This window comes from Leucobacter denitrificans, from assembly GCF_014396385.1.
GTDB classification, from domain to species: Bacteria; Actinomycetota; Actinomycetes; order Actinomycetales; family Microbacteriaceae; genus Leucobacter; species Leucobacter denitrificans.
In genome coordinates this window covers 2,346,680-2,358,796 of record NZ_CP060716.1, presented here as the reverse complement: position 1 = coordinate 2,358,796, position 12,117 = coordinate 2,346,680, and the positions used below count along the sequence as shown (strand labels likewise).

Genomic DNA, 12,117 nt, shown 5'->3' with positions numbered 1-12,117 from the left:
CATGTCTTATGATCCAACCGCTGCGGTCGACACTGCTGCGCTCCAGGCTTCGGCCAAGCGCCACATGTGGCCGCACTTCACCAACCGCAAGGTTCTAAACGACGGCATCCCCGTCATCACCCGCGCCGAGGGGCATCACATCTACGATGCCGCAGGCAAGGAATACATCGACGGCCTCGCTGGCCTCTTCGTAGTCAACGCAGGTCACGGGCGCCAGCGCATCGTCGACGCCGCGGCTAAGCAAATGAAGCAGCTCGACTTTATGCCGATCTGGTCGTATGCTCACCCCGCTGCGATCGAACTGTCAGAGCGTATCTCTTCGTACGCCCCCGGCGAGATGAACAAAGTCTTCTTCACCACCGGTGGTGGCGAAGCTGTGGAGTCGGCGTTCAAGCTGGCGAAGCACTACTGGAAGATCCAGGGCAAGCCCATGAAGCACAAGGTCATCTCGCGATCTGTCGCTTACCACGGCACCCCGCAGGGCGCCCTGGCTATCACCGGCATCCCCGACATGAAGAAGTTCTACGAACCACTCACCCCGGGTGGGCACCGCGTTCCAAACACGAACTTCTACCGCGCTGAAGAGATGGGTGCCCCGTCTGACGACCTTGAGGCATTCGGTCAGTGGGCTGCGAACCGCATCGAAGAGGCAATCCTGTTCGAGGGCGAAGACACTGTTGCGGCAGTCTTTCTCGAACCGGTACAGAACTCGGGAGGCTGCTTCCCACCTCCCCCCGGATACTTCAAGCGCGTTCGCGAGATCTGCGATCAGTACGATGTGCTTCTCGTATCTGATGAGGTTATCTGTGCTTACGGTCGCGTTGGCGAGTTCTTTGCATCGAAGGCACTCGGTTACGAGCCTGACATCATCACCTCGGCAAAGGGCATCACCTCGGGCTATGTTCCCCTCGGTGCGATGGTCGTTTCTGACAAGGTATCGGAGCCGTTCAACTCAGTCGAGAACACGTTCTACCACGGCTTCACCTTCGCTGGTCACCCTGCGGCAGCAGCTGCGGCACTCGCCAACTTCGATATTTTCGAAGAAGAAGACCTGAACGGTCGTGTCCGCGAGAACAGCCCGCTGTTCCGTGCCGAGCTCGAGAAGCTGCTCGACATTGATATCGTTGGCGACGTGCGCGGTGAAGGTTACTTCTTCGGCATCGAGCTCGTGAAGGACAAGTCAACCAAGGAGACGTTCAACGAGGAAGAGTCAGACAGGCTCCTCCGCGACTACCTCTCCCCTGCACTCTGGGACGCCGGCCTCTACTGCCGCGCCGACGACCGTGGAGACCCCGTCATCCAGCTCGCTCCGCCGCTGACCATTGGTCCGGCTGAGTTCGCTGAGATCGGTGGCATTCTGCGCAGCGTACTGAAAGACGCTTCGTCGAAGATCTAACGGTCGAATGTGGATCGGGCCCCTGGCACTTCGGTGCCGGGGGCCTTCCTCATTTCTACGTCTGCATCGCGACATGGCTCAAGCACCCGGCACGATCCATTCCTTCACGCATCACGAGCGCACGCACAACGAACTCACGCACGGACAAAAGTGCCCCTCTTCCCGAAGGAGGAGGGGCACTTCAGAGTCAGTAGGCGAACGCTGCTACCAACGCAGTTCGAATGCTATCGACGCAGTCCGAGCTTCTCGATGAGTGCACGGTAGCGGTTGATGTCGACGTTCTGCAGGTATGCAAGAAGACGACGGCGCTGGCCGACGAGAAGCAGGAGGCCACGACGCGAGTGGTGGTCGTGCTTGTGCTCCTTGAGGTGCTCCGTCAGATCTTTGATACGACGCGAAAGCAGTGCAACCTGAACCTCAGGGGAACCGGTATCGCCTGGCTTCGTTCCGTACTCGTCTACGATCGCCTTGGTGACTTCTTGTGAAAGTGGCATAGATGGTCCCTCTTTTCTCTGGTTGCGCGGCGCCGTCAGCAGGATGCTGGAGCTCTCTCTATCCGCGGCCGATTCTCACGGCAACCTCACTATCTTAGCACCGATCTCAGCAACCGGCACACGCTCGGGTGTTCAGAAGTCACCGAGCAAGACGAAACGACACGGAAACAAAATTGTGACGCTGTCGCCACAGTGGTGAAACTCGGAAGAAACGACGTTCGCGCAAGATGGGTCCATCGCGTCACACGCTCGAGACGCGGGGCCCGATCAATTGGGTCAGGTAAAGCGAAAGAGAAATCCCATGGAAGCCACAGACGTCTGGACGTTAGCGAGCACAGCGCTCGTGCTCATCATGACCCCTGGCCTAGCACTGTTCTACGGTGGACTCGTCAGGGTGAAGTCGGTCGTAAATATGATGCTGTTTAGCGTGAGCGCGATGGGCGTCGTCGGAGTGTTGTGGATCCTCTTTGGCTACAGCATGAACTACTTCGCAGACGGCGAGAGCGGGTTCGCAGGTAGCCCATTCAAAGATTTCGGTCTGCTGAACACTGACCCTGCAGACTTCATTGGCGTCGGCTTCGGCGCGGTCTTCGCAATGATCACCACCGCACTTATCTCTGGTGCCATCGCTGATCGTGTCGGTCTCGGCTCCTGGGTGCTCTTTTCGGGAGTCTGGGCGACGCTCGTGTACTTCCCGGTTGCCGCATGGGTTTGGGGCGGTGGCTGGATCCAGAACTTGGGAACCACACTCGGCACCCCTGATGTCATCGACCTCGCGGGAGGTACGGTGATCCACATCAATGCTGGCGCGGCAGCGCTCGCCCTCGCGATCGTGGCTGGCAAGCGCATCGGGTTTGCACCGGGGTCGCACAAGCCGCACAGTGTGCCGCTCGTCACCATCGGCGCCGCACTGCTTTGGTTTGGGTGGATCGGGTTTAACTCAGGGCTCGCGACCGAAGCTGGCGAAGCAGGCCTCATCATCGTGAACACTCTGGCTGCTCCTGCCGCAGGTATTGTCGGGTGGATCGTCGTCGACGCACTGCGCGGTAAGAAGCCGGGCGTCATCGGCGCAGCATCGGGAGCTGTCGCGGGTCTCGTCGCGATCACGCCCTCCGCAGCGAACCTTTCTCCGCTCTGGGCTCTCCTGCTCGGTCTCATCGCCGGCATTGCTTGCGCCTTTGCGATCGACTGGAAGTACCGCCTCGGTTACGACGACTCGCTCGACGTTGTTGGTCTTCACCTCGTCGCTGGGGTCATCGGCTCGCTGTACCTTGGGTTCTTCGCCTTCAATGACGGGCTCTTCACCGGGGGCGACGCTGGACTGCTCTTCGTACAGGCCATCTCGGTTGTCGCCGTCGCCGTATACAGCTTCGTGGTCTCACTGCTCATCGCGCTCAGTGTGAAACTGCTCACCGGGCTCCGCGTACCCGTCGAGGTCGAGGAGAGCGGAATCGACGAGGCCGCTCACGGAGAGTACGCCTACGCCTACGAGGTTGAGGAAAGCGAAGCGAAGGTGCTCAGCAGCACACGCTGAGCCACCGAACTCGCCGGTAGGCTCGGGGCATGACCCCCGCAAATTCACACAGTCACGACGCCCGTATGCTCGCGAATCTCGCTGCCGATGTTGCTCGATCGGTCGGCACAGAGATTCACAGCATACGGGCGTCTGGCGTTGAGATTGCCGACACGAAGACGAGCCTCGCCGATGTCGTCACACGTGCGGATCAGCGAGCCGAGTCACTCGCCCAGCGGGCACTCCTTACCGCACGGCCTGACGATGGGCTGCTTGGCGAAGAGGGCGCACATATCGTTGGGTCGAGCGGTATTACGTGGGTAGTGGATCCCATCGACGGCACCGTGAACTACCTCTACGACCTCCCCTTCTACGGCGTGAGCGTCGCTGCGACAGTGACAGACGGGGCTGAAGGCACGATGGAAGACGGACGCCGCGCGATTGCAGGAGCGGTCTATCTCCCGGTGTTCGACGAGATCTACACCGCCTGGGAACACGGCGGAAGCTATCTGGGGGGCGAGCCGATCCACGGGCCCAGCGAAAAGCCTCTCGAGACCACGCTGCTCGCTACCGGGTTTGGCTACACCCCCGAACGGCGCACCGAGCAGGTACGTATTTTGCAGACGCTCCTCCCCCAGGTTCGTGACATTCGCAGAATGGGATCGGCAGCGGCAGACCTCTGCATGCTCGCTGCGGGCAGGATCGACGCGTACTACGAGCGCGGACTCAACCCCTGGGACTACGCAGCCGCCGCGCTCATTGCGCGGGAGGCGGGTGCGAGCGTGCGCGGGCTCGACGGTGCGAACCCGGGAACATCAATGCTCATCGCGGCTGCCCCAAATACAGCGAGCGAGCTGCACGCGCAGATTTCTCAGGCGTACAGCTCGCTCGGCGAGTAGTGGTAGCTCGTTAGGCGAACAGCGCCTCGATTGGCCCGCGAGCAAAGAAGATCACGAACCCGAGTGACACGATCCAGAGCAGCCAGTGCACCTGCTTTGCGCGCCCAGTAAATGCATTCACGAGCACCCACGACACAAAGCCCGCACCGATTCCGTTCGCGATCGAGTAGCTCAGCGGCATCACTGCAGCGGTGAGGAAGACGGGCAGAAGTACGCGGAAATCACCGAGATCGATGTGGGCGATCTGAGACATCATCATCGCACCAACTACGACGAGCGCTGCGGCTGCAACCTCGGTGGGAACAATCTGCGTGAGCGGCGTAAAGAACATCGCAAGCAAGAAGACGAATCCAGTCACGATATTTGCGAGACCCGTGCGAGCACCCTCACCGATACCGGCACCTGACTCAATGAAGACCGTGCTTGATGAGGAGGACGTGGCTCCACCAACGATCGCGCCGACACCCTCGACGACGAGCGCCGACTTGATGCGAGGGAAGTTGCCCTTCGAATCTGCAAGACCGGCCTCGCGAGAAAGCCCCGTCATAGTGCCCATGGCGTCGAAGAAGTTGGTGAACAGCAGCGTGAACACGAGCATGACAAGCGTGACGACACTGACCTTGCCGAAGTCGAAACTCACCTGACCGATGAGACCCAAGTCGGGTAGTGCGAACGGATTGCCTTCGAGCACAGGCTCGGTGAGGCTCCAGCCTCCGGCGTTCACCGATCCATCGGCACCGAATTTCGGGCCGATCTTCCAAATTGCCTCAACGATCACGGCGATAATCGTGCCGGTCACGAGCCCGATAAGGATTCCACCCTTCACCTTGCGCGCAACGAGGATGCCGGTGAGCACTAGGGTGATGACGAAAATGAGCGTGGGAACGGTAGCAATGAAGCCGACGCCTGCGGGGCCAAGGCCGACCGGTGGCGAGGATTGCCCTGTCGCGTCGACAAAGCCCGAGTTAACAAAGCCGATAAACGCAATGAAGAAACCGATACCAACGGTGATTGCCAGTTTGAGCTGAACCGGAACGGCATCGAAGATCATGCGCCGGAGCCCAGTGGCCGAGAGAATCACGATGAGGGCACCGTTGATAATCACGATCGCCATTGCCTCTGGCCAGGTCACCTCTTGCACCACAGAGAATGCGAGGAACGCGTTAATGCCGAGGCCAGCCGCGAACGCAAACGGCAACTTCGAGACGATTCCAAACAGAATCGTCATCACTCCCGCAGCAAGCGCGGTTGCGGCGCTCACCTGGCCGAAGTCGAGCATGTTCCCGACGACATCCTCTTTACCCGAGAGGATGATCGGGTTGAGAATCACGATGTAAGCCATCGTGACGAACGTGACGAGACCGCCACGAACCTCAGCGCCTACGGTCGAACCGCGTTTGCTGATCTCAAAGTATCGGTCGAGAACGCCTCGACTCTGTTCTACCTGCTGCTGGGTCTCCGCCACAACGCTCCTGTCGCCCTGAACCTACTGAACAGAAGAACGCTACCACTTCGGGTTCACGCGCCGCACGCGCGCGTCATTGCGCGGGTTGTGCGGCGCGCGCGCGACCCTGTGTGGATCAGCTCACGCCGAGCAGATCAATGACGAAGATGAGGCTCTTTCCGGAGAGTGGGTGGCCGCCTGCTGTGCCGTAGGCCTGCGCTGGAGGGACGATGAGCTTGCGACGCCCGCCGACCTTCATGCCCGGGATACCGACCTGCCAGCCAGGAATGAGCGCACGAAGTGGGAAGTTCACTGATTCACCACGGCTCCACGACGAGTCGAACTCTTCGCCCGAATCATGGTCAACACCGAGGTAGTGCACATCGACTGTGGACGATGCGACGGCCTCTGCACCTTCACCGACAACAAGGTCTACGATCTGAAGATCTGCGGGTGCCGGACCTTCGGGAGCATCAATTTCTGGCTTCGTAAGCGGTGTTTCAGTCATGCGCCCATTCTGGCTGATTCGATGCCGCTGAGACAGAGGGTTCGCTGAGAGGGGAACTCCTCCAAGGCAACCATTCCGCGCATGGACCCTATAAACAAGGGATTACCTGGCATTTTTCGATACCCTTGAATCGTGAGATTTGCGCATCTTGTTTCTGACAGCACCGACATTCCAGAATTGTTCGCCCAGAACGGCGAGCGTTTCGTCGCGATCCGCGAGCTCGGCGAGAATTTTGCGACGCTGCAAGAACTCATCGCCTCGGGCCCTGACACGATCGCGCGAATTTCGTCTGCGCTCGACGCACTGCCCGGTGAAACAGGAATCGCTGCAACCGAAGCGCAATTTGCCTCGGCAATCCTGAATCCCCCGATCGTGCTCGCAGTCGGTCTGAACTACGACGAACACGCGAGTGAACTCGCGCTCGACAATGACTCGGGCCCAGTGCTGTTTTCACTCTTTCCAAATTCACTCAATGGGCACGGTGGAACAGTGGAGTTGCCGACCTCCATTAGCGAAGAGGTGGACTACGAGGGTGAGCTCGGGGTTGTCATCGGGCGCGCTGCCAAGAATGTCACCCCGGAAGAAGCGCTTGACTACGTCTTTGGCTACACGGCCGTGAACGACATCACCGCGCGCAACATTCAGTTCCAAGAGCCACAGTGGTCGCGATGCAAGTCGTTCGACGGCTTTACTCCCGTGGGCCCAGTTGTGGTGACCTCCGATGAAATCCCTGATCCGCAGGCACTGAGCATTACGACCGATGTTGACGGTCTTCGAGTACAGGACTCAACGACCGGGTTCATGATCCGCACCGTGGCGCAACTCATCTCGTCGCTGTCGCAATCACTCACCCTGCTCCCCGGCACCCTCATCTCCACCGGTTCGCCGGGTGGAGCTGGCCGGTCACGCAAACCGCCACTGTACCTACAGAACGGCACCGAGGTCACGGTCACCATCGAGAAGATCGGTGCACTCAAGTCGCACTGCGTTTCGTAGCTAGAAAGCAAAACGGAGTGCGCCGCACGTTGCGACACACTCCGTTTGTAGACTGACTTACGCTTCTACTGCGGGATGGCCCTCGTACTCCGCGTCGCCCTCAATAATAGGAATCGCGTCGGTTTCAGGTGCGAGACCCGCGAGCTTCGACGGCTGCAGAATTCGCTCAAGCTCGTCGCGGTCAAGCAACCCCTGAGACGTGACGAGGTCGGCGACCTTCGCGTTCGTCGCGAGTGCTTCCTTTGCGAGCTTCGCAGCCGCGGAATACCCAATGACCGGAGCGAGCGCGGTGATAACCGTCACTGAACGCGAGACCATCTCTTCGAGTCGCTCTTCATTCGCGGTGATGCCGTCGACACAGTTCACGCGCAGCGTCTGGCAGGCGCGCTCCAACCAAAGAATTGACTGGAACAGCGAGTGTGCAATGATCGGCTCAAACGCGTTGAGCTGCAGCTGACCAGCTTCTACCGCCATCGAAACAGTGACATCGGCACCCGCAACTGAGTACGCGACCTGCGATACTGCTTCTGGGATCACCGGGTTTACCTTGCCCGGCATGATCGAGGAACCAGCCTGGCGTGCGGGGAGGTTGATCTCACCGATGCCCGCCTGGGGGCCTGAGGAGAGCAGGCGAAGGTCGTTAGAGATCTTCGACAGCTTCATAGCAGAACGCTTGAGCGCACCCGAGAACGTAATGAACACGCCTGTGTCCATCGTTGACTCGACGAGGTCGCTGCTGGTGACGAGGTTCAAATCGGTAATTTCACGCAGGTGGCGGATCACCGCTTCCTTGTACCCCTTTGGCGCATTAATGCCGGTACCAATCGCGGTCGCACCCATGTTGACTTCGCCAAGGAGCGTTACCGCTTCGCGCAGCCGATCCACATCTTCGCGCAGCGTCACCGCAAACGCGTTGAACTCTTGACCGAGCGTCATGGGAACCGCGTCTTGAAGCTGGGTACGCCCCACCTTCAGAATGTGTGAGAACTCGCGCCCCTTGCGCTCAAACGAAGCCGCGAGCAGTTCGAGTTCTTCGAGAAGCGTCGTAAGGGAGAACGCGAGAGCAACCTTGATCGCGGTCGGATAGGTGTCGTTCGTCGACTGGCTACGGTTGGTGTGGTCGTTCGGGTTGATAAACGAGTAGTCGCCCTTGTCGTGACCGGCAAGCTCGAGCGCACGGTTGGTGATGACCTCGTTCGCGTTCATGTTCGTCGAGGTGCCCGCGCCACCCTGCACAACTCCCACCACAAACTGGTCGTGGAGCATGCCGGTTTTAATCTCTTCACACGCCCGATCAATAAGAGTCGCGCGCTGCTCGTCGAGTGCGCCGATCTCAAGGTTTGCGCGGGCAGCTGCCTGTTTCACGCACGCAAACGCACGAATGAAATCGGGATACACTGAGACCGGTCGTCGCGCGATCGGAAAGTTCTCGTGGGCACGTGCAGTGTGCACGCCCCAGTATGCAGATGCCGGTATTTCCAAGCTCCCAATTGAATCCGTTTCGGTACGGGTTTGGGCAGACATGAAATCGTTCACGAGTATCTCGCTCCTGGTGTTCAGTGGATCGCGGGAAGCGCCCGCAGCTCTCCATCAACCTTACTCCCCGGCCACGACAGATACCCTCTTTAGGCGGTGGATTTCGGTGGCTCTCGATCGTCGCCGAACGCATCCGGGTCGAGTTCGATGATTCCCGTGCCTGCACCGCCCTCTTGCGGTGCAGAATCTGCGATTCTGGTGACCGTTTCTTCGGACCCAGTTCTGCCGAGTACATCGAGCGGTGCGGTCAGCGCTTCGACCTGTTTTGCGGGGTCGTCATCGAGGTTTGGGCGGCCAATGTGCGTCACTCGAAGGCCACTTCTCCAGCGCAATCTGAGCTGGCGCGCAACGAGCAGCCAGGTGAAGCCGATCGCGAAGGCGACGAGCGCTGCGATTCCACTAATTACAAATGTGGATCGCGCGCCGAGCGCATCCGCCGCCGCCCCGACAAGCGGTGCGCCGATTGGCGTGCCTCCCATGAGAATCGCCATATACAGAGCGAGCACCCGGCCTCGGACGGCCGGAGATGAAGTCGTTTGCACGAAGCCATTCGCCGTGGTCAACATGGTCGAGGTGGCGAGTCCGAAGAACACGAGCGTCGCCGCGAAAGTCCAGAACGTCGGCATGATCGCACCGATAATGCTCACAACTCCGAGGCCTCCCACGGCGATGATGACGACTCGCATACGTGCCTGCTGCCTCCGCGCAGCAAGTAAGGCACCCGCGAGCGACCCCACCGCAAGTATCGATGAGAGCAACCCATAGTCTTCGGCCCCGCGGCCAAACTCGACCGCCATCGTCGACGACATCACCGGAAAGTTCATGCTGAAGGCGCCCACGAGAAACACCATGACAAATATCACGAGTAAGTCCCGGCGCCCGCTGACGTACCTCACCCCGGCAGAGAGCTGGCGCAACTGTGATTCACGCCTGCCTGACTCATTGCGCTCGTAAATGGTGTTGATCAGCAGAAGCGCACCGAGCATCGCGACGAATGATGCCGCGTTGATGATGAACACCCATCCGGAGCCGATCGCCGCGATAAGCACACCCGCGACAGCGGGCCCAATGAGCCTGGCCGAGTTAAATGAGGCCGAGTTCAACGCGACCGCGTTCGACAGGTCGTCATTGCCGACGAGATTTGAGACGAACGCCTGCCGTGAGGTGGCGTCAAATGCGTTGACAAGGCCAAGGCCTAGGGCAAACGCATACAGGTGCCAGAGTTCGGCGTGACCAGCTATGAGCAGGGTGCCAAGACCTGCGGCCAGCAGCATCAAGAGTGTTTGCGTGATGAGCAACACTTTGCGGCGGTCGAAACGGTCTGCGACCGCCCCGCTGAACGGCACGAGCAGCAGCTGCGGCCCGAACTGCAGTGCCATCGTGATACCGACGGCTGACGCATTGTTGTCGGTGAGCTCGGTAAGCACGACCCAGTTCTGCGTAGTCGACTGCATCCACGCCCCGACGTTCGAAATGAACGCCCCAAAGAACCAGAGTCGGTAGTTTCTGACCGATAGGGAGCGGAAGGTTCCTGACACTGGGTGGACAACCTCCTCAAGGCTTATCCACCTACCTTACGCCTGATTGCGGATCAGTTATGGTTTGCCCCGCAGGGGACCTTACATCTTTCCGCCCCGGCCAGGCGCTCAAAGAAACGCACCGCGTTTCGCGCCGATGCCGCTGACCGACAGGTCAGTGAATGGGCGGTAGGCACTGCCCCGCAGGGGACCTTACATCTTTCCGCCCCGGCCAGGCGCTCAAAGAAACGCACCGCGTTTCGCGCCGATGCCGCTGACCGACAGGTCAGTGAATGGGCGGTAGGCACTGCCCCGCAGGGGACCTTACATCTTTCCGCCCATGTCGAGTAACCGGCGGATGCGCTCGTCGGTTGGCGGGTGAGTCGAGAAGAGTCGCTTGAACGTGCCGGCTTTGAGTGGATTCGCGATCCACAAATGAGCGGTGCTCGAGTGCTGGCGCTGCAGTGGCCTGCCGTACTCGGAGAGCTTGTGTAGTGCGCTGGCGAGCGCGTCTGGGTGGCGCGTGGTGAGTGCGCCCGTGGCATCGGCGAGATACTCACGCTGGCGCGATACCGCGAGCTGCACGAGTCCGGCCACAAGGGGCGCCACGAGCATCGCAACAAGACCGAAGATGAGCACGACAGGGTTGCCGTTGTTGTTGCGCCCGAAGAACGCCATGCGCAGCATGAGATCGGCAATCATTCCGACGGCCACGGTGAGGCCATACACGATCATCGATACGCGAATATCGTAGTTGCGCACGTGCCCAAGCTCGTGAGCCATCACCCCCTCGAGTTCAGCGTCGGTCATGATGTCGAGCAACCCGGTGGTTGCAGCAACGATTGCGTGCTCGGGGTCGCGGCCAGTTGCAAACGCGTTCGGCGCTGGATCATTCACGATGTAGACCTCGGGCATCGGCGTGCCAGTGGTAATCGAGAGGTTCTCTACGATTCGGTATAACCGTGGATTGTCGGTCGGACCGATCTTCACGCCACCGCTCAACGAGACCGCTTGGCGTCCCGCGGCGAAGTACTGAAAAATCGCGTACCCGATAGATATGACGACAACCGCAATCACGATTCCTGGCGATTGATAAATCGCCGAGGCAAGCCAACCGAGGCCCCCAACGATGATCAAGAACGACAGGATGATGAGGACACTGTTGATCTTATTGCGTCGAATTGCGCTGTACACGCTGGCGGCCTGTCTCGCTCAGCCGATTAGAACTGAATGCGCGGCGGTTCTGAGATAGCCGCGGCGTCTTCGACCTCGAAGAACTCGCGTGAGGTGAAACCGAATGGGCCTGCGATGAGGTTGTTCGGGAACACCTGAATCTTCGTGTTGTACTCGCGTACCCCGCCGTTGTAGAACCGGCGCGATGCCTGAATCTTGTTCTCGGTGTCGACCAGCTCGCCCTGCAGCTGTAGGAAGTTCTGGCTCGCCTGCAGCTGCGGGTACGCCTCAGCTACAGCGAAGATGCTCTTCAGCGCTTCTTGCATATGGTTCTCGGCGCGAGACGCCTCAGCTGGCCCCTGCGCTGAAATCGTTTCAGCGCGTGCCTTCGTCACCTCGTCAAACACTTTGCTCTCATGCGCCGCGTACCCCTTCACCGTTTCGATGAGCGCAGGAATCAGGTCGGCGCGGCGCTTGAGTTGCACCGTAATGTCGCTCCATGCCTCGTCTACTCGCACGCGAAGCGTGACGAGCGAGTTGTAGGTAGCCCAGAGGTAACCCGCAATAATAACGATGAGAGCAATAGCGGCAATCGCAATGATGAGTCCGGTTGACATGTGGCTATCCTAGCGCGGCCTCGA

Annotated in this window: 11 protein-coding genes; 4 read left to right on the top strand and 7 right to left on the bottom strand. The window is 59.8% G+C overall.

Annotation, left to right across the window (positions count from 1 at the left end; translation table 11 throughout):
* Position 1: 1 nt before the first annotated feature.
* Positions 2-1,396 carry an aspartate aminotransferase family protein gene (locus H9L06_RS11380; RefSeq protein WP_187555262.1) on the top strand — a complete coding sequence of 465 codons (1,395 nt, stop codon included), beginning with the start codon at positions 2-4 and terminating at the stop codon, positions 1,394-1,396.
* A 224-nt stretch (positions 1,397-1,620) separates the two neighbouring features.
* Here H9L06_RS11380 and rpsO read toward each other — a convergent pair whose 3' ends face one another.
* Complete coding sequence (rpsO, locus tag H9L06_RS11375; RefSeq protein WP_187555261.1) at positions 1,621-1,890, bottom strand: 30S ribosomal protein S15; 270 nt, start codon at positions 1,888-1,890, stop codon at positions 1,621-1,623.
* A gap of 301 nt (positions 1,891-2,191) precedes the next feature.
* On the opposite strand from rpsO, the gene H9L06_RS11370 reads away from it, so the two are divergent.
* Both H9L06_RS11370 and H9L06_RS11365 read left to right on the top strand, forming a co-directional pair.
* On the top strand, positions 2,192-3,424 hold the full coding sequence (locus H9L06_RS11370; RefSeq protein WP_187555260.1) for an ammonium transporter: 1,233 nt from the start codon (positions 2,192-2,194) through the stop codon (positions 3,422-3,424).
* Positions 3,425-3,453: 29 nt separating this feature from the next.
* Entirely contained in the window at positions 3,454-4,302 is an 849-nt protein-coding gene (locus H9L06_RS11365; protein ID WP_187555259.1) for an inositol monophosphatase family protein, read from the top strand.
* Between the two features lie 10 nt (positions 4,303-4,312).
* Here H9L06_RS11365 and H9L06_RS11360 read toward each other — a convergent pair whose 3' ends face one another.
* Both H9L06_RS11360 and H9L06_RS11355 read right to left on the bottom strand, forming a co-directional pair.
* Positions 4,313-5,767: an NCS2 family permease gene (locus H9L06_RS11360; protein ID WP_223165200.1), complete on the bottom strand. Its 1,455-nt coding sequence runs from the start codon at positions 5,765-5,767 to the stop codon at positions 4,313-4,315.
* A 115-nt stretch (positions 5,768-5,882) separates the two neighbouring features.
* Positions 5,883-6,254: an FKBP-type peptidyl-prolyl cis-trans isomerase gene (locus H9L06_RS11355; protein ID WP_187555258.1), complete on the bottom strand. Its 372-nt coding sequence runs from the start codon at positions 6,252-6,254 to the stop codon at positions 5,883-5,885.
* A 132-nt stretch (positions 6,255-6,386) separates the two neighbouring features.
* Between H9L06_RS11355 and H9L06_RS11350 the strand changes: the two genes are divergently transcribed.
* Positions 6,387-7,250, top strand: a complete 864-nt coding sequence (locus H9L06_RS11350) for a fumarylacetoacetate hydrolase family protein (protein WP_187555257.1) — start codon at positions 6,387-6,389, stop codon at positions 7,248-7,250.
* A gap of 57 nt (positions 7,251-7,307) precedes the next feature.
* On the opposite strand, the gene H9L06_RS11345 is transcribed toward H9L06_RS11350, so the two are convergent.
* The 4 genes from H9L06_RS11345 to H9L06_RS11330 form a co-directional block, all read right to left on the bottom strand.
* Positions 7,308-8,774, bottom strand: a complete 1,467-nt coding sequence (locus H9L06_RS11345) for an aspartate ammonia-lyase (RefSeq protein ID WP_187556504.1) — start codon at positions 8,772-8,774, stop codon at positions 7,308-7,310.
* A gap of 101 nt (positions 8,775-8,875) precedes the next feature.
* Positions 8,876-10,324 (bottom strand): MFS transporter, encoded by a 1,449-nt coding sequence (locus H9L06_RS11340; protein ID WP_187555256.1) that lies wholly within the window; start codon positions 10,322-10,324, stop codon positions 8,876-8,878.
* 303 nt (positions 10,325-10,627) lie between these two features.
* On the bottom strand, positions 10,628-11,497 hold the full coding sequence (locus H9L06_RS11335) for a M48 family metallopeptidase (RefSeq protein WP_187555255.1): 870 nt from the start codon (positions 11,495-11,497) through the stop codon (positions 10,628-10,630).
* Between the two features lie 26 nt (positions 11,498-11,523).
* Complete coding sequence (locus H9L06_RS11330) at positions 11,524-12,093, bottom strand: LemA family protein (RefSeq protein WP_187555254.1); 570 nt, start codon at positions 12,091-12,093, stop codon at positions 11,524-11,526.
* Positions 12,094-12,117: the final 24 nt, after the last annotated feature.

Bases quoted from the DNA above. Each gene is read 5' to 3' on its own strand.
- H9L06_RS11380 (WP_187555262.1), top strand. From the start codon at position 2: ATGTCTTATGATCCAACCGCTGCGGTCGACACTGCTGCGCTCCAGGCT.
- rpsO (WP_187555261.1), bottom strand. From the start codon at position 1,890: ATGCCACTTTCACAAGAAGTCACCAAGGCGATCGTAGACGAGTACGGA.
- H9L06_RS11370 (WP_187555260.1), top strand. From the start codon at position 2,192: ATGGAAGCCACAGACGTCTGGACGTTAGCGAGCACAGCGCTCGTGCTC.
- H9L06_RS11365 (WP_187555259.1), top strand. From the start codon at position 3,454: ATGACCCCCGCAAATTCACACAGTCACGACGCCCGTATGCTCGCGAAT.
- H9L06_RS11355 (WP_187555258.1), bottom strand. From the start codon at position 6,254: ATGACTGAAACACCGCTTACGAAGCCAGAAATTGATGCTCCCGAAGGT.
- H9L06_RS11345 (WP_187556504.1), bottom strand. From the start codon at position 8,774: ATGTCTGCCCAAACCCGTACCGAAACGGATTCAATTGGGAGCTTGGAA.
- H9L06_RS11330 (WP_187555254.1), bottom strand. From the start codon at position 12,093: ATGTCAACCGGACTCATCATTGCGATTGCCGCTATTGCTCTCATCGTT.